At 54.5% G+C, this 16,455-nt stretch carries 14 protein-coding genes and 4 tRNA genes; 10 read left to right on the plus strand and 8 right to left on the minus strand.

All coding sequences use genetic code 11. The annotated features are described in order from the left end of the window. The first annotated feature begins 56 nt into the window (after window positions 1–56). The 5 genes from L8I05_RS03165 to L8I05_RS03185 all read left to right on the plus strand — a co-directional run bounded on the left by L8I05_RS03165 (window position 57) and on the right by L8I05_RS03185 (window position 2,541). A complete protein-coding gene (locus tag L8I05_RS03165) occupies window positions 57–1,268 on the plus strand; it encodes an O-succinylhomoserine sulfhydrylase (protein WP_034116862.1) in 1,212 nt (403 codons plus the stop codon). Between the two features lie 11 nt (window positions 1,269–1,279). Continuing rightward, complete coding sequence (locus L8I05_RS03170) at window positions 1,280–2,044, plus strand: SDR family oxidoreductase (protein WP_078827012.1); 765 nt, start codon at window positions 1,280–1,282, stop codon at window positions 2,042–2,044. Between the two features lie 107 nt (window positions 2,045–2,151). After that, window positions 2,152–2,227: transfer RNA gene (locus L8I05_RS03175), tRNA-Val, on the plus strand. A 55-nt stretch (window positions 2,228–2,282) separates the two neighbouring features. Continuing rightward, window positions 2,283–2,359, plus strand: a tRNA-Asp gene (locus L8I05_RS03180). A gap of 105 nt (window positions 2,360–2,464) precedes the next feature. Beyond that, window positions 2,465–2,541, plus strand: a tRNA-Asp gene (locus L8I05_RS03185). A gap of 161 nt (window positions 2,542–2,702) precedes the next feature. Here the strand turns inward: L8I05_RS03185 and L8I05_RS03190 are convergent. Continuing rightward, window positions 2,703–3,986, minus strand: a complete 1,284-nt coding sequence (locus L8I05_RS03190) for an FAD-binding oxidoreductase (protein ID WP_242167171.1) — start codon at window positions 3,984–3,986, stop codon at window positions 2,703–2,705. A gap of 184 nt (window positions 3,987–4,170) precedes the next feature. Between L8I05_RS03190 and L8I05_RS03195 the strand changes: the two genes are divergently transcribed. Beyond that, window positions 4,171–4,247: transfer RNA gene (locus L8I05_RS03195), tRNA-Val, on the plus strand. 1,557 nt (window positions 4,248–5,804) lie between these two features. Here the strand turns inward: L8I05_RS03195 and L8I05_RS03200 are convergent. From L8I05_RS03200 to L8I05_RS03225, 6 genes are all read right to left on the minus strand, one after another. After that, on the minus strand, window positions 5,805–6,161 hold the full coding sequence (locus tag L8I05_RS03200; protein WP_242167172.1) for a hypothetical protein: 357 nt from the start codon (window positions 6,159–6,161) through the stop codon (window positions 5,805–5,807). Between the two features lie 600 nt (window positions 6,162–6,761). Further along, entirely contained in the window at window positions 6,762–8,225 is a 1,464-nt protein-coding gene (locus L8I05_RS03205; RefSeq protein WP_242167173.1) for a DEAD/DEAH box helicase, read from the minus strand. Continuing rightward, the gene (locus L8I05_RS03210) at window positions 8,212–8,502 is read right to left on the minus strand and encodes a hypothetical protein (RefSeq protein WP_242167174.1); all 291 of its coding nucleotides are present in this window, start codon (window positions 8,500–8,502) and stop codon (window positions 8,212–8,214) included. The genes L8I05_RS03205 and L8I05_RS03210 overlap by 14 nt, the downstream gene beginning before the upstream one ends. 2 nt (window positions 8,503–8,504) lie before the next feature. Next, complete coding sequence (locus tag L8I05_RS03215) at window positions 8,505–8,912, minus strand: hypothetical protein (protein ID WP_242167175.1); 408 nt, start codon at window positions 8,910–8,912, stop codon at window positions 8,505–8,507. 643 nt (window positions 8,913–9,555) lie between these two features. Then, the gene (locus tag L8I05_RS03220; protein ID WP_242167176.1) at window positions 9,556–10,512 is read right to left on the minus strand and encodes a site-specific integrase; all 957 of its coding nucleotides are present in this window, start codon (window positions 10,510–10,512) and stop codon (window positions 9,556–9,558) included. Between the two features lie 292 nt (window positions 10,513–10,804). Next, on the minus strand, window positions 10,805–11,365 hold the full coding sequence (locus L8I05_RS03225) for a fasciclin domain-containing protein (protein WP_197627428.1): 561 nt from the start codon (window positions 11,363–11,365) through the stop codon (window positions 10,805–10,807). 208 nt (window positions 11,366–11,573) lie between these two features. Between L8I05_RS03225 and L8I05_RS03230 the strand changes: the two genes are divergently transcribed. Continuing rightward, window positions 11,574–11,915, plus strand: coding sequence for a hypothetical protein (locus L8I05_RS03230; protein WP_242167177.1), 342 nt, complete (start codon window positions 11,574–11,576; stop codon window positions 11,913–11,915). Window positions 11,916–12,515: 600 nt separating this feature from the next. Here L8I05_RS03230 and L8I05_RS03235 read toward each other — a convergent pair. Beyond that, window positions 12,516–13,904: an MFS transporter gene (locus L8I05_RS03235; protein WP_242167178.1), complete on the minus strand. Its 1,389-nt coding sequence runs from the start codon at window positions 13,902–13,904 to the stop codon at window positions 12,516–12,518. Window positions 13,905–14,134: 230 nt separating this feature from the next. Here L8I05_RS03235 and L8I05_RS03240 point away from each other — a divergent pair, with 230 nt between their 5' ends. The 3 genes from L8I05_RS03240 (at window position 14,135) to L8I05_RS03250 (ending at window position 16,453) form a co-directional block, all read left to right on the plus strand. Beyond that, complete coding sequence (locus L8I05_RS03240; protein ID WP_159958166.1) at window positions 14,135–14,548, plus strand: GNAT family N-acetyltransferase; 414 nt, start codon at window positions 14,135–14,137, stop codon at window positions 14,546–14,548. A 241-nt stretch (window positions 14,549–14,789) separates the two neighbouring features. Further along, complete coding sequence (locus tag L8I05_RS03245) at window positions 14,790–15,506, plus strand: DUF969 domain-containing protein (protein WP_242167179.1); 717 nt, start codon at window positions 14,790–14,792, stop codon at window positions 15,504–15,506. Beyond that, window positions 15,503–16,453 (plus strand): DUF979 domain-containing protein, encoded by a 951-nt coding sequence (locus tag L8I05_RS03250; RefSeq protein WP_177017537.1) that lies wholly within the window; start codon window positions 15,503–15,505, stop codon window positions 16,451–16,453. Before L8I05_RS03245 ends, L8I05_RS03250 begins: the two co-directional genes overlap by 4 nt. Window positions 16,454–16,455 lie beyond the last annotated feature (2 nt).

The following is a 16,455-nucleotide window of genomic DNA, read 5'->3' on the forward strand; positions in this document are numbered from 1 at the left end:
GGCCCTGAGGGGCCGGTTTTGTATCTTAAATAAAGAATTGAGTAAGGAGTCGCAGCATGAGTCAGGAATGGGATGCCGGTCGCTTGGACAGCGACCTCGATGGCGTAGCTTTCGATACCCTGGCTGTGCGCGCCGGCCAGCACCGCACCCCGGAAGGTGAACACGGTGACCCGATGTTCTTCACCTCCAGCTATGTGTTCCGCACCGCCGCCGATGCCGCCGCGCGCTTTGCCGGTGAAGTGCCGGGCAACGTCTATTCGCGCTATACCAACCCGACCGTGCGTGCATTCGAAGAGCGCATCGCGGCACTGGAAGGCGCTGAGCAGGCGGTGGCCACGGCAACCGGCATGGCCGCCATCCTCGCGGTGGTCATGAGCCTGTGCAGCGCTGGCGACCACGTGCTGGTATCGCGCAGCGTGTTCGGTTCGACCATCAGCTTGTTCGAGAAGTATTTCAAGCGCTTCGGTATTGAAGTGGACTACGTGCCCCTGGCGGACCTGTCCGGCTGGGATGCGGCGATCAAGGCCAATACCAAGCTGTTGTTCGTAGAATCGCCGTCCAACCCGTTGGCCGAATTGGTGGATATCGCCGCATTGTCTGAAGTGGCGCACGCCAAGGGTGCGATGCTGGTGGTCGACAACTGCTTCTGCACGCCTGCATTGCAGCAACCGTTGAAGCTGGGCGCTGACATTGTTGTGCACTCGGCCACCAAGTTCATCGACGGCCAGGGCCGTTGCATGGGCGGTGTGGTTGCCGGGCGTAGCGAACAAATGAAAGAAGTGGTGGGTTTCCTGCGCACTGCCGGCCCGACCCTGAGCCCGTTCAATGCCTGGATCTTCCTCAAAGGCCTGGAAACCCTCAGCCTGCGGATGAAAGCCCATTGCGCCAACGCCCAGGCACTGGCCGAGTGGCTGGAGCAGCAGGATGGTATCGAGAAGGTCCACTACGCCGGCCTCAAGAGCCATCCGCAACACGCGTTGGCCCAGCGCCAGCAGCGCGGTTTCGGCGCCGTGGTCAGCTTTGAAGTGAAGGGCGGCAAAGAGGGCGCCTGGCGCTTTATCGATGCGACGCGCCTGATTTCCATCACTGCCAACCTGGGTGACAGCAAGACCACCATCACCCACCCGAGCACTACGTCCCACGGCCGTCTGGCGCCGCAAGAGCGTGAAGCGGCCGGCATCCGTGACAGCCTGATCCGCATCGCGGTGGGCCTGGAAGATGTGGCTGACTTGCAGGCCGACCTGGCCCGCGGGCTGGCGGCCTTGTGATCGAGTGGTCCATGGAAGCTGCAGCGGTCGGTAACGGCCGCGTCGCACTGGTCACCGGCGCCGCGCGGGGCATTGGCCTTGGAATTGCTGCGTGGCTGATCAGCGAAGGCTGGCAGGTGGTGTTGACCGACCTGGACCGCGAGCGCGGTTCCAAGGTGTCCAAGGTGCTGGGCGACAACGCCTGGTTTATCACCATGGACGTGGCCGATGAGAAACAAGTCGCCCAAGGCGTTGCCGAGGTGCTGGGGCAATTCGGGCGTTTGGATGCGTTGGTGTGCAATGCGGCCGTGGCCGACCCGCGCAATATCACTCTGGAAAGCCTCGATCTGGCGTACTGGAACCGCGTGCTGGCGGTGAACCTCAGTGGGCCGATGCTGCTGGCCAAGCACTGTGCGCCGTACCTGCGTGCCCATGGCGGTGCCATCGTCAACCTGGCGTCGACCCGGGCGCGTCAGTCGGAGCCCGACACCGAGGCCTATGCCGCGAGCAAGGGCGGCCTGCTGGCGCTGACGCACGCATTGGCCATGAGCCTGGGGCCGGAGGTGCGGGTGAATGCCGTGAGCCCTGGCTGGATCGATGCGCGGGATCCTGCCGCGCGGCGTGCCGAGCCGTTGACCGATGCCGACCATGCCCAGCATCCGGCGGGCAGGGTGGGCACGGTTGAGGACGTGGCGGCGATGGTGGCGTGGCTGCTGTCGCGTCAGGCGGGGTTTGTCACCGGGCAGGAGTTCGTGGTGGACGGTGGCATGAGCAAGAAGATGATTTACAGCGAGTAGGGCGGATAGCCGTCTTGAAGCCATTTTGTCTTTTTCAGAAAAACTTCAAGCAGGCTATTGACTTAGGTCCGCTACCTGCGTAAATTTCGCGGCCTCAACGAAGCAAAGGGTGATTAGCTCAGCTGGGAGAGCATCTGCCTTACAAGCAGAGGGTCGGCGGTTCGATCCCGTCATCACCCACCACTTCTTGAGAGTTTTGCCTTAGGGCAAGACGCAACGTTAAAGGTTGCACCGACGCGCAGCGGTAGTTCAGTCGGTTAGAATACCGGCCTGTCACGCCGGGGGTCGCGGGTTCGAGTCCCGTCCGCTGCGCCATATTTTCCAGGTTCGACATGTCGGGCTTGAGATTGAACAGCCAAGGCTGATCGATCAGATGTTTAAAGACGGTTGAGGGTTTACGCTCAACTGGTCAAGCGATACGCAGCGGTAGTTCAGTCGGTTAGAATACCGGCCTGTCACGCCGGGGGTCGCGGGTTCGAGTCCCGTCCGCTGCGCCATATCTGCCTTAAGGCCCACTGAACGCCTTGAAGCACAAAGAAAGCCTCAGGTTTACTTTGATCCGATAGCAATGACCCTGGTCGAAAGACCGGGGTTTTTTGTTTCTGCGATTTGGCTTTATGTGGGAGCGAGCAAGCCCGCTCCCACAATTAGATTGTGGTCAGAACCCCAACTTATCTCGCAACCCGTAATACCACGCGCCCAGCGCGGCAAATGGCGTGCGCAAGAGTTGCCCGCCCGGGAACGGGTAGTGCGGCAGGTCGGCAAACGCATCAAAACGCTCTGCCTGGCCTCTTAACGCCTCCGCCAGTACCTTGCCTGCCAGGTGCGTGTACGTCACGCCGTGGCCGCTGCAGCCTTGCGAGTAATAGATGTTGTCGCCCAGTCGGCCAACCTGTGGCAGGCGCGACAGGGTCAGCAGGAAATTGCCGGTCCAGGCGTAATCGATTTTCACATCCTTGAGCTGCGGGAAGGCCTTGAGCATCTTCGGACGGATGATCGCCTCAATGTTCGCCGGGTCGCGCGCGCCATATACCACGCCGCCGCCGAAAATCAGGCGCTTGTCGCTGGTGAGGCGGTAGTAGTCGAGCAGGTAGTTGCAGTCTTCGACGCAGTAATCCTGCGGCAGCAGCGTCTTGGCCAGCTCATCGCCCAGCGGTGACGTGGTGATGACCTGCGTGCCGCACGGCATCGATTTGGCTGCGAGCTCCGGCACCAGGTTGCCCAGGTAGGCGTTCCCCGCGACGATGATGAACTTGGCCCTGACCTTGCCTTCGGCAGTGTGCACCACCGGGTTGGCGCCGCGCTCAATGCGCGCTGCTGCGGATTGCTCGTAGATCGTGCCGCCCAGGGATTCCACGGCAGCCGCTTCGCCCAGCGCCAGGTTGAGCGGATGAATGTGCCCGCCGCTCATGTCCAGCAGGCCACCGACGTAGTTGTCACAGGCCACCACTTCGCGGATGCGACGCTCATCCAGCAACTCAAGCTGCGTATGGCCATAACGTTCCCACAGGCGCTTCTGCGACTCCATGTGGCCCATGTGCTTGCTGTTGAGAGCAGCGAACACACCGCCGTCCTTCAAATCGCACTGGATCTGATACTTGGCCACCCGCTCGCGAATGATCTTGCCGCCCTCAAATGCCATTTGCCCCAGCAACTGCGCCTGCTTGGGACCGACACTGCGCTCGATCACGTCTATATCGCGGCTGTAGCTGTTGACGATCTGCCCACCATTACGGCCTGATGCGCCAAACCCCACCTTGGCAGCTTCCAGCACGGTGACGCGAAAACCGTTTTCCAGCAGAAACAGCGCGCTGGAAAGGCCGGTGTAGCCGGCGCCAATCACGCACACATCGGTTTCGACTTCGCCTTGCAGCACCGGGCGAGGCGGAACCGCATTCGCGGACGCGGCGTAATACGACTGGGGGTAGGGGGTGTTCGCCATCCTGGAACCTCTGTTTTATATTTTTTACGAGTGCCCAGATCCTACCTGAGTTAAAAATTGCCTGCCAGCCACCCGAAAATCCCGGGTGTACCCGTCGCAAATAAATAATTCGCATATTCATAGGGTTAGGTGCAAAAAAGATGTTGACACCCCTCCGGAATTCCGTAGAATGCCGCCTCACAGCAGGCACGTAGCTCAGTTGGTTAGAGCACCACCTTGACATGGTGGGGGTCGTTGGTTCGAGTCCAATCGCGCCTACCAAACAAAATCCGCTCTGCTGGGCGGTGTGAAGGGGAATCCGAAAGGGTTCCCCTTTTTCTTTGCCTAAGAAAACGTTCACAAATTATAGGCTTCGTTCACACAAGGCAATGTGAACGTGGATTCATGCCTGCCTCTGTTCACACTCAGATTTGTGAACGGCTCCATCTAACCCATTGATATACATGGCTCGTTCACTATCTTGTCTAGGTGGTGGTACGTTCGCAGGCTCACTCCCTTGCCCGTTGCTCGTGCCTCGCAAGGGCAGGCTTCTAACCAACTGAGCTATGTGCCTGCTGTGAGGCGGGTACGCCTGTCGGCCACGCTCAACGCCCTACGCTCTGTGGTGAATCCTGAACGCTCTGTGTGCTGCTGTAGGGCTGGCGGGGGTGTCTCTCTAGGGGTGGGGCAGGGGGGCGGGGTGGGGTGCTTATATATGCAATGGTGCTGCTGAATTTCTAGGGGAAACTCACGTTGTTTGAGTGCTGAGTTCATCAGCTAATTTCAAAGCGTCTTCAAGAAATAGGATGACTTCACTATAGTCCTCAACTGAGCCCCTAGAGCCGAGTGTGCCTTCTAGCTTTGCATCTAAAATAACTGATTCTATTAGACTGTAAAAATTTACAATTTTATATAGTTTTTTGCTTTCTATCATCCCAAGCTTGTCTAGGTTTGCCTTGTAGATTTTACAATAATCACTTGCAACGGTTACAACATATGTTTGGGTTACTTCGGACGGGTAAGTCTCGTCGTCATTGTGGGTGCTTGCAATCTAATTGTTGATCTCCGTAAGTTGAGATCGTATCAGTTTAAGGTGGTTCAGATAGTCTCGTTTTCTAATCATCGAAGCTATGTTTACAATTTCAACTTGTATCGATATTTGAACTGATTTGCGTGTTGAGTGTGACCTGAACAAAGCACCTATGGTCGCTGGTATTGTCGCAATCAAACCACCTACTATAGCTGACCACACAGGAATCCATGGATTGCTTACTGTTGTTAGCTCTTTGAGTTGCTTTAGAGCCTGGACATAGTGAGTGAAATCTTGAGGCGTAGGGTTATCCACTGTAGCGCTCCACTTTAAGCATCGAATGCGAGGGGCTTACCTCGTCTTGATATTGTAGTGGCTTTACGCTATAAGTCCATTGGGCAAACGGGCCTAGCAGATGCTGAACTGTACGTCTCAGAGAGCGAGACGCCTCAATGTCAGTAGGGTCATAGCGAACCTTCGATGGTGTAGTGGTGGCGTGAACGCTGAGAGGACAGTGCCGGTGGTTTGAAGACCGGTGGGAGTAGCCACGCTCAGGCGTGGAACGCTTACCCCTTCTGGCGTAGTTAGAAGGGCAGGTGACTGGTAGCTGAACTATCAGGCATAGAGGGCCGCTAGCCCCTGTGAAGAACGGCCAGTGTGGTAACGCATTGAGCACCCCTGAGGGGCATCTAGGTACGCCTAGAATCTGAGCATCACGCTCTATCTGCCTTTGCTATGTCCAATGCCCACTGTTTTAAATTGAACGCTAGCCTCCAGGGTCAATGCACCTCTCTTGTCTTAATAAATAATTATCTTGGTTTGCTGTCTACGAGCTTCATTCGTCGAATGTCTGCGTCATATTCTTCTTTAATGCGCTTGTCGATTGCAATTTCACGCTCAGCCTCTAATTTACGTGGGCGTCCTACAGGTCTTACGCCTCCTGTTACCTTTAGCATCTCCTTAACGGCAGCAATGTTTCCATTGACTAACTCTTGCTTCAATATCTCAATTGATTTGTCATGCCAATAGATACGGTGTTCCTCTTTCCATCCTTGTTCTTCTGCGTAGGTGTCGAGTGTAATCATGCTAACGCCCAAGCGCTTGGCTAGGGCGCAGTGTGAGTTTGTTTCAATGTATTCTGTCTTGTCTGTGTCTGTAAGGTTCATGGCTTGTCTCTGTATTTGATTGTTATCATAAGCGTAAGTAAATAACAGATGATGTTAAGTGTTATAGCTATGAAGCTATAGTCATGCATAATCTGAAGCACTACTAGCTGGGTATATTGTATGAGGAGTAGGGCGCTTAGGAGAAAGGTCACGTTCTGATAGCTGACGCTCTCTCTATTTCCTCTAGCGTACACCTTGATAGATAGCCTACTGCTTGAAGGGAGATGCCATGATTATATGATATGTAATACAGCGCTTGGTGGTCCTCATGCTTAGCAATAATCTCTTTGGCTAGGCCCCTTCGTATGGTGATGCTATGAATTACGAAAGAGGTTAGATCAGGTATTCTAATATTATCATTGTCTGACATTGTGTTGTCCTGGGTAAGTTGTCTTAACGTCACTGCGTGACAGAAGCAAAAGCAAGAGCACGCCACGGAGTGGCATACGCATAAAGAAAAGATCAAGAGCAATACACTGGTACATGCTCTGCTTTTGATTCTTCTTTAATGCGTGCTCTTTGTCAGCTTGCTGACGTTGCTCTTGATTTTCAGAGGGTAGAAGAAAGTGTGTAAAATCCCTTAAGACTCTCTAAGGAAAATTACACAGTCTGCTTAAGCCACAAGCTGACAGTTCGATTACTCACGCCCATAGCTTGAGCGATCCTCCTAGCAGACAAGCCTTCAGATGATAGTGCCTTAGCGGTAAGGATATTACTTTGAGTCTTGCCCTTCGCGTTGCTAGTTGGAGCGTGTCTAGTCAAATCTTTGAGGATGTAGTGACAACCCGTCAAGTCGAACGCTAGGTCTCGTCCCGATTCTTCTGTTGGTACAAAATGAATCGTAGGTCTGTCATTGCTGAAAGTCCTGATGCTGCTTCGTGTTGCCGCTTGGAATATGTATTCTCTGTAACGTTCATTACGTAATGCTTGTTTGCCTACAGTAATATCTACGGCCATCTTTGCTAGCATCTCAGAGTTATTCTGATCTTCGATAGGGTTGGGGTTGCCATGGATCAGTGAGAGCGTATGGTGTACGCCTGAGTATCCATTCAATCCCCTAGCATCAAAGGGCATGCGTATTACGTTGGGATAGTCTTCAAAGGGGAACTTGCACCAGTCATGTACCTGAGCAAGGAGGGGCTCCCCTTGAACGAACTGGATAGCATCACGTAACAGAGCATGCCCGTACACTTGTTCATTCCATTCCTCTGCTACATCACCATTGGGGAGCGTCAGTAGCATTGTCTTGCTTACCTTGCATCCCCCAATCAGTGGATATATGTAGCTCGGAAATTTGTAGCCTCTGTATTCTGGTGTGAACTTGGAGACTTCAAGCGTATATCCCTTGCTCAGAGCGTGTTGGTAAGCTAACGTGCCTGTGACGTTGGCACCTAGGATGTGTGTTTCCTGAGCGGTCTCATAGATCCCGCTTAAGTCAAAGTAATCAATTACCCTGACTTGCCACTTCCATCTGCTGTCTTTCTTGTCTACGTATTCTTTGATGAATACATCAGCCTTGCCCCTTAGAAGGGCGCCTAGGCAAGTGCAGATGGTTGACATGCCCTTGTCGTTTACCACGTCAGAGTAGGTGGCTCTGGCTTCCTTCGTCATTCCTAGTTTGATAGACGCTCTGGTGGATACGCTATCAATCTCAATGAATTTCTCTAGGAAGTTAGTGTAAGCGTGGTCGCCAATATCTTTGGTAAGATTATTAGCGACTGAGGGCACTTCATCAATGACTACAATCCAGTCTTGTAGGTAGCAAGGATCAAGGTCTAGCAAGGTTTTATGCGTAATGATAAGAACCTTGGGGTCATCTTCAAGGAGTGAGCATTCCACTGTATCAGTTACGTTTTTGTGGGTGTCGCTATTGATCACGTAGGCATGGATTATTCCGATTGCATGAATGCGCCTTACAACGTCTTTGGTAAGTACCTTGGTGGGTACAGCGTATACGTATCGCTTGTAGGGTGCTGCATCCAGTTCCTTGATGAACTGTTCCGTCTTGCCTGTGCCTGGGGTAGCTTCTGCTACGTATATGAACTTTGGATTATTTGGGCTCAATCAGTTTCCCTTCTGTGATTAAGTTATCTATCGTCCGGGTGATATGTCTAGCGTCTGTGAAGATGCCTTGAAGCTCTACAGGGAGTGAGTTGCTACCATGAACAGACAGCACCTGATATGCGCCATATTGGCTCATGCCATACTCACACTCTTTGTATTCTTTAATACCTGTGATGAGTTTGTTCTTCTGCTCGATGCTACAGTCGATAGCTCCTAGTGCTGAGCGACGTTGTTCCAGTGCTTTAACTTCTGCTGGTGTCAAGTCTACTGCTTTCATAGTTATTCTCCTTGGTTGTACATTGCGCGAATGGCTGCCATCAGTTCCGCTTGCTCTTTCTGGGTTGCACCAGTGAGGACGGATTTAGTGGTGCCTGTAATATTTCCAAACGCATCGCGTTGGACAATGCTTTGCTTGGCCTGCTGAGCAGATGAGTTATATGCGTTGTCCAAGTCAGTAAGCTGTCGGACAAGAGGGTCCGCTTTATAAAGCTCGTCTCGTACCTTCTGCTTAGACGCCTTCCACTGTGCTAATGCATCCTTAGAGGAAGTCAGCGGGTTGCCTCTAGGTGCAGGAGGTTCCTCGACCAACTGATAGCCACGCTCGATTAGATCCGTTAAAACCCCCATAGGAGTATTGCCAGTGCGGCGAGCCAGTTCGTTAACTTCATTCATTGTAATTGTGTTCATTTTGCATGCTCCAGAGGGATTGTTTTATATTGATTGTAAGTTGTGGACCCAAGACGAGACTTTCGAAGCGCAATGAGTTCATGTTCGACTAGGTGTTGAATGGTCTTGCTACATGAGCTAGGTGTTTTGCCTATCGCTGCGGAGAACTCTTCAAGCGAGATTTCACACCACCGTAACCCATCGTCACTCTTGTTCCTGATCATCACCCACACCAACTTACGGTCTGCTGTGTTTAGGTGCATGATCTTACTTTCTATGATTTCATCTATGTCCATCTTGGTTTTTCTCTAATTTCTTGTTGTGGAAAGCCCGCTATTTAGGCAATAAAAAAAGACCGCAACCTACTGACTCTGTGTAAGCAGTGTGAGGAAGCAATCTTTATGCTGGTATAAGCTATACTGGTTTTTCGAGGTAAAGTTCTACAAGGTGTGACGTAAATGTTTTTAGGCCCTATATCTTATATACTGTTTTTTGAGAGAAAACCCTACACGGATTCTCAAAAATAATGTCTATCCGTAACTCTCAGCCACACCCATTCCTTTACTCCTTGCCACTGTAAGCCACTATAAGGGGCTGCAGGCTTGCATGGCTATATGGGTGGCAGTTGATTGTCTATCGTCGCTCCTGTGCGCTTGCAGGTGGCTTAATCAATGAGATGAAGTACATCCTTCGCATTCAAATGTGAGTACCTAGCCACTGACCTAGTATCCCTATGTCCCGATACAATCATTATCTGAGCGTTGTTGAATCCTTTCTTGGCCACATTGGTGATACGTGTATGCCTTAACTGATGAAGCCTCACGCTACAGTCGAGTCCTGCTTTGTTCCTTGCCAGCCTAACGGCCTGTGACACAGCATGAGGCGTCACAATAAACAGTCTTCCTCTGTGTGCCTTGTTTGCTACAGCCAGCCGCTGTGCCTCTTTCAATAGCTCTATGGCTCGCATGGTCAGGGGCACAGACCTAGTGCCGTTCTTACCGTCCACTACATCCGCGATACGTTCATCCAGGTGAAGGCATTGGGTTGTGAGCTTGAGTATTTCTGAGCGTCTCATGGCTGTCTCATAGGCCAACTCCACGATGAGGGCCATGGTGGGGGATAGCTTGTTGAGCAACTGTCTAAGCTCGCCAGCACTGATTACCTTGTCGCTCGACTTGTCGGGCTTGGGTAGGGCTATGTCACTTACGGGGTTGTGTATGTCTATGAGCAGGCCACGCTTAGCGAACCTGAAGAAACGAGAAATGAACGCTAACTGTATGCGACAGGTAGCAGGCTTGACCGTTTGTAGGCGCTTCAGCTTGAAGTCATTGACTAGCTGAGGGGTGATGTCATGGATTGACTGAGGGAAGGCAGCAAAGAGCTGGTCAACAATCTTGATTGCGTGGTCATAGCTACCCTTGCCCTTGAGCATGGTTTCGCAATAGGTCATGCCAAGTGTGTAAAGGGTGTGCGTCTGATGCGTCTTGGTGACAGCCTCTAGCTGGTCAGCCCATGCTTGGGCCAACGCCTGAGTGGGGAATGTTTTGGATTGCGGGGGGCTTCCTCTCAACCGTACCTGAGCGTTCCAATTGCCAGAGGGAAGGGAGCGAATGTTAGCCATGGTTGACGCCTCATAATGTGAATGGGCGTTCTCTTAGGGCCATAGGCTACGTGGCCTAGCGCTTAGCAGGGTGGCTCTTGACATGGTGGGGGTCGTTGGTTCGAGTCCAATCGCGCCTACCAAATAAAATCCGCTCTGCTGGGCGGTCTAGAAGGGCTCACCGAAAGGTGGGCCCTTTTTTGTTGTCTGTGATTTGCAAAACTTTTGCAAAACTCCCACCTCAGAACGCCAATTCGGCGCCTGTGTGTCTAAACACCCGGCAAACTGGGAGTCTGCCGGGACTGACGAGCTATTAAGGCATTAAGACCGAATCTACAACGTGGATCACGCCGTTGGACTGCATCACGTCTGCGATGCTGATGCCAGCCTTACCGCCTTTTGCATCTACCACCCACAGCTTGCCGTCATGCAGCTTGATATTGAGCGATTCACCTTGAACTGTTTTCAACACCACGGTGCCGCCGTTCTTTTTCGCATCTGCCATCAGTTGCGCCGATGTGTGAGTGCCAGGCACGACGTGGTAGGTCAGAATTTTAGTCAGATCGGCTTTGTGTTCAGGCTTGACCAGTGTATCGACGGTCCCTGCCGGCAGCTTGGCAAAGGCTTCGTTCGTTGGGGCGAATACAGTGAAAGGGCCTTTGCTGTTAAGCGTATCGACCAATCCGGCAGCCTTGACTGCAGCTACCAGCGTCGTGTGGTCCTTCGAATTGACCGCGTTCTCGACAATGGTTTTGCTTGGGTACATCGCTGCACCTCCGACCATCACTGTATCGGCGGCAAAGCTGAGCGTGGCAGTGACGGAGAGGATCGCGAAGCAGGCTGCAGCAGCAAATTTTTTGTAAAAAGCGTGCATGATATATCTCCTTGGCTCTTATGCCCTCCGAGTGAGGGTATTGAATCTACGAGCCAGAAACCAAACCGGATGCACCAATTCACGAAATAATTTTTACGGGCGACTTGCGCCTGCTCACGCCTGTTGTTTGATGCCGCTGGCATTTCAACCACGCTGGATGCCTGGACAGGTCCGAGGTACAGTCCCTTCTTTCCTGGGGAGGACAACTATGAAAATTTGGCTGATGGCTCTGTCTGCTGCGATGCTCGCGGGCTGCGCGGACAGCGGACCGATCAAGGTCGGGCCTGATACATACACGATTTCAACTCGTGTTCCATTCGGTGGGCCTGCCTCCGCGAAAGGGCAGGCGCTCAAAGAGGCGAACGTATTCTGCGAGTCTCAAGGCCGGGAAATCCTGCTTGATCACATGCAGGCAAGTGAGTGCGCATTACACGGCGGCTGCGGTGAGGCAGAGATTTATTTCTTCTGTATGGCCAAGGGCGATCCGCAATTGAAGCGCCAAAAATACAGCCCAGATCCCACGCAGAAGATTGAAATCGATCAGCGATGATCAGTTAGCTGTGCTTGGTCCAGCAGCTTAGGTTGGCTACAGTCCCGCTAAATTAACGACATGCGTATTTTGATAGCGGCGGTAGCGCTGTGTGCTGGCCGCCGGCGCTGGGGCGGCGCGATCATCAGTTCCGAAATTTACGCGGAAGACCAAATGTAGTCCGCACCTGCTGAATAACGCCGCCCTCGAGGCGGTTTTTTATTGCCTGGAGGAAAGTATTGGCGCAGCACAGAAGCTCGGCATCTACGGCGCCAAGTGCGGCTCCGAAAAGCCCAAAACACCTACTGAAGCCCCAGACAGCCTGCGCTCTGTCGCTATCGCGATAATGCTGTGTTGTCCGGAATTCGGGCAACAGCTCATCCAGCCACCGTGTGGCTTGCTCTGAAGGAGGCGCGCGGGTCAGCAGAACAGCGTAGCCACCGATAACAGGCAGATGATCTGAACAACAATCTGGCAGCGTATTTCACCATTGGTTGTCGCCATATTCATTTGTCCGGCATACATAGTGGCTACCCTCATCGTCGGCGATTGTGCCGTTCGCCATGCGCAAGAATGCGCACCGCTCCCTTGAGTATAGGTCTGGAACAGGATTCTTCACGGTCAAGCCGCTCCGGTGCGATTGAGCACGCTTTCCCCGGCCCCCGCCGGCAACCGATACACATCGATCAACCCCAGCACACCGAGCAGTGCCACGCCTGCGAACGCCACCCGAAAATCCCCGGCGCTGGCGTGTGCCTCATGCCCTTGCGCAGCCATGGACGCGCGCAGCAGCAGTGCTGCAATCGACACGCCCAAGCCCATCGCCAGTTGAAACGCCATGCTGAACAGGGCCGATGCTTCACTCATGCGTGCCTTGGGCACATCGGCGAAGCCAATCGAGTTGTAGCAGGTGAACTGCATCGACCGCGATAGCCCGCCCACAAACAGCACTGCCGCAATCAGCGTCAGCGGCGTTTGCGCCGTAAACAAGGCGCAGGCGGCAACGAGGCTGACGCCGATCACGCCGTTGACGAGCAATACCTGGCGAAACCCAAAGCGCTGCATGATGGCTGTCGTGAAGGGTTTCATTGCCAGGTTGCCGGCAAATACCGCCAGCACCAACAACCCCGCATCCACTGGCGACAAACCAAAGCCCACCTGAAACAACAGCGGCAGCAAAAACGGCAGTGCGCTGATGGCCAGGCGAAATAGTGAACCACCCAAAATGCTGACCCGGAACGTCGCGATCGACAGCGTCTGCAGCGGCAATAACGGTTCGGCATGCCGACGGCAATGCTGCACGGCCCATACCGCAAGCGCTGCACCTGCCGCCGCGAGCGCGAAACCGGGCAGCAGTGTTTCACTGGTCTGGTTGCCCAGCCACTCCAGCCCGCCCAGCAATGCCACGCAGGCGCTCGCCAACAGCACAAAGCCTTTGCCATCGAATTGACGCACGCTCGCCCCACGGCCCTCGGGCACAAGCCACAGCGCTGCAACCAGGGCCAGCGCGCCCAGCGGCAAGTTCACGTAGAAAATCCACGGCCACGGTGCATGGGTCACGATCAATCCACCCACCAATGGCCCAAGAATCGGTGCCACCAAGCCGGGCCAGGTAATCACCGCAATCATGTTCACCAGGTCTTTCTTGTCGGTATTACGCAGCACCGCCAGGCGCCCCACGGGCACCATCAGCGCGCCGCCGATGCCTTGCAGCACCCGCGCGATCACGAACATCTCAAGGCTCTGGCTCAACCCGCAGAGCAGCGACGCCAGGGTAAACACGATGATCGCGCCAGCGAACACCCGGCGTGCGCCAAAGCGGTCTGCAATCCAGCTGGACGCCGGGATGAAAATCGCCACGGCCAGAATGTAGGCCGTGATGCCGATGTTCATGTCCACCGGCGTTACCCCAAAGGCGGCTGCCATGGTCGGCAGAGCGGTGGCGATCACCGTGGCGTCGAGGTTCTCCATGAAAAAAGTCACGGCGACCACCAGAGCGATCAAACGCATTTGCACGCCTGAGATGGGCGTAGCGGAAGAAGTCACCAGTGCCACCCCTTTTCAATGAAAATCGATTGCTGTCCACAATACCGGCTCAGTCCTGTGCTCGCACGTTTGAGTCGACGCGCCTGAGTCAGGCTCTTCCAAAACGTCGGATTATGCCGCTGCGCAAGCCAGAGTGAGCGAGTCATACTGACGGGTCATTGAGTTCTGCCTGGGAGCTTGAAGTGGAATGTGAAATGGAAGTGTCGTTCGACGTGACGGCGCAGGAGCGTGAGGACATCCTCAAACCGTTGAGGGCTTACAACACCCGCCATATCGGTGACATCAAGTTTGAATCGGTCGGCATTTTGTTACGTGATTCGACCAGTCGAGCGGTGGTAGGCGGGCTCTATGGGAGCATTTCTTTAGGATGGCTGTTCGTTGAACTCTTGAGCGTTCCGCAAGAGATGCGTGCCCAAGGTACCGGTAGGCGTTTGATGCGCGCCGCCGAAGCGTTAGCTCGGCAAAAGGGCTGCATTGGGATTTGGCTGGATACGTTCAGCTTCCAGGCGCCGGAGTTTTATCGAAAGCAAGGCTTCAGCGAGGTGGGTCATATCGCTGACTACCCTGCGGGCCACCAACGCTATTTTTTCCAAAAGCGTCTGGCTTGAATCCCCGCACGGCGCCGGATCACCTGGCGCCAATCACCCACAAAATTTATTGGTTTGCAGCAACAATTTTTCTTGTTGGACACCCCCCGGCCCCAAGCAGCAAAGTTGCCGCCACTGACGCTCGACCTTCCAGGTCAACAATAAAAACCGCGCCGGGCTGCACGCTATTTTCATGCTGTGAACCCGTTGTTCACATCCTGCCGTAATGGCGCCGCAGCGCGCATTCAAGGACCTCATCGTCATGCAAACTGTTGTGAACCTATGGCCGCTGATCGGCGTACTTGTCATCGTGGTTGGCTTCGTCTTGCGCTTCAATCCGCTGTTGGTGGTGACTGCTGCCGCCATCGCTACCGGGCTCGCCGCCCACTTCCCGTTGGAAAAAATCCTCGTCAGCATGGGTGATGGTTTCCTTCAGACCCGCGCGCTGCAACTGATTCTGTTATTGCCGCTGGCGGTCATTGGCCTGCTCGAGCGCCATGGCCTGCGTCTGCATGCGCAAAACTGGATCGCGCGTTTCGAGCGCGCCACGGTCGGGCGTTTGTTGATCATCTACCTGTTTGTGCGCGAGTCCACGGCGGCCATGGGGCTGACCAGCCTGGGCGGGCACCCTCAAATGGTGCGGCCGCTGCTGGCGCCGATGGCCGAAGGGGCGGCGGAAAAACGCTACGGCAAGCTGCCGGACAAACTGCGCCACAAAGTATTGGCCATGTGCGCGGCGACCGATAACGTCGGGCTGTTTTTCGGTGAAGACATCTTTGTCGCCTTTGGTGCGATTGCGCTGATGCACACCTTCCTGCTGGGCTCGGGCATTGACGTGGAACCGTTGCACATTGCGGTGTGGGGCATCCCGACGGCGATCTGTGCGTTTATCATCCATGCGATTCGCCTGCATCGGTTTGATCGAAGACTCACGCGTGAAATGACATCTGCCGCCACGCCTGCGGAGGCTGTGCAATGATCATCTCGATTCAATACCTGTATTGGCTTGCCGGTGTTTTGCTGCTGATTACTGCGGGCATGATCCTGCTCGACCGAACTCACCCGAAGCGCTGGTCGACCGCGTTGTTCTGGCTGCTGTTCGCTATTCCGTTCCTGGTCGGGGAGCGCTTGCCGTCGGTGGTTATCGGTGCCGGTGTGGTGGTGATGGCCTTGATTGCAGGCTTGGGCGGCGTCGGCCGCGGCAAACATGCCGAATTGCATGACAAGGCGTCTCGCGCGAGTGCCGGTCGTTTGGGGCACAAATTGTTTATCCCGGCGCTGGCCATTCCCCTGACCACGGTGATTGGTTCGGTACTGCTCAAACACACCGAAATCGGCGGCGTGCCGCTGCTGGACCCGAAAAACACCACCTTTGTGTCGCTGGGCATTGGTTGCCTGATCGCCCTGGGCCTGGCGTGCTGGCTGACCCGCGACACACCGGTACAAGCCTTGCGCGAGTCTCGGCGCCTGACCGAGGCCCTGGGTTGGGCCATGGTGTTGCCGCAAATGCTGGCGATGCTCGGGCTGCTGTTCAATGAAGCTGGAGTCGGCACGGCTGTCGCTCATGTCACCACCACTTATATCAACCTGGACTTCAAGTTGGTGGCGGTAATGGTCTATGTGCTGGGCATGGCCCTGTTTACGGTGATCATGGGTAACGGTTTTGCGGCATTCCCGGTCATGACCGGAGGTGTCGGCGTGCCGGTGCTGGTGGGCATCTATGGCGGTAACCCGGCGGTGATGGCGGCGATCGGCATGTTCTCCGGCTATTGCGGTACGCTGATGACGCCGATGGCGGCCAACTTCAATATCGTCCCGGCGGCGTTGCTGGAGTTGCCGGACAAAAATGCGGTGATCAAGGCGCAAATGCCGACGGCGTTGATGATGCTGGTGGTGAATATTGTCCTGCTCTACCTGTTGATGTGAGG

Origin of the sequence: Pseudomonas sp. MONT-RG-20F-20-E-7-02, assembly GCF_022662395.1 — a bacterium.
GTDB lineage: Bacteria > Pseudomonadota > Gammaproteobacteria > Pseudomonadales > Pseudomonadaceae > Aquipseudomonas.

Coding starts and splice junctions, on each gene's coding strand:
- L8I05_RS03225 (WP_197627428.1), bottom strand. CDS start 11,365: ATGCACGCTTTTTACAAAAAATTTGCTGCTGCAGCCTGCTTCGCGATC.
- L8I05_RS03170 (WP_078827012.1), top strand. CDS start 1,280: ATGGAAGCTGCAGCGGTCGGTAACGGCCGCGTCGCACTGGTCACCGGC.
- L8I05_RS03240 (WP_159958166.1), top strand. CDS start 14,135: ATGGAAGTGTCGTTCGACGTGACGGCGCAGGAGCGTGAGGACATCCTC.
- L8I05_RS03220 (WP_242167176.1), bottom strand. CDS start 10,512: ATGGCTAACATTCGCTCCCTTCCCTCTGGCAATTGGAACGCTCAGGTA.
- L8I05_RS03235 (WP_242167178.1), bottom strand. CDS start 13,904: ATGCGTTTGATCGCTCTGGTGGTCGCCGTGACTTTTTTCATGGAGAAC.
- L8I05_RS03200 (WP_242167172.1), bottom strand. CDS start 6,161: ATGAACCTTACAGACACAGACAAGACAGAATACATTGAAACAAACTCA.
- L8I05_RS03250 (WP_177017537.1), top strand. CDS start 15,503: ATGATCATCTCGATTCAATACCTGTATTGGCTTGCCGGTGTTTTGCTG.
- L8I05_RS03215 (WP_242167175.1), bottom strand. CDS start 8,912: ATGAACACAATTACAATGAATGAAGTTAACGAACTGGCTCGCCGCACT.
- L8I05_RS03210 (WP_242167174.1), bottom strand. CDS start 8,502: ATGAAAGCAGTAGACTTGACACCAGCAGAAGTTAAAGCACTGGAACAA.
- L8I05_RS03190 (WP_242167171.1), bottom strand. CDS start 3,986: ATGGCGAACACCCCCTACCCCCAGTCGTATTACGCCGCGTCCGCGAAT.
- L8I05_RS03245 (WP_242167179.1), top strand. CDS start 14,790: ATGCAAACTGTTGTGAACCTATGGCCGCTGATCGGCGTACTTGTCATC.
- L8I05_RS03165 (WP_034116862.1), top strand. CDS start 57: ATGAGTCAGGAATGGGATGCCGGTCGCTTGGACAGCGACCTCGATGGC.
- L8I05_RS03230 (WP_242167177.1), top strand. CDS start 11,574: ATGAAAATTTGGCTGATGGCTCTGTCTGCTGCGATGCTCGCGGGCTGC.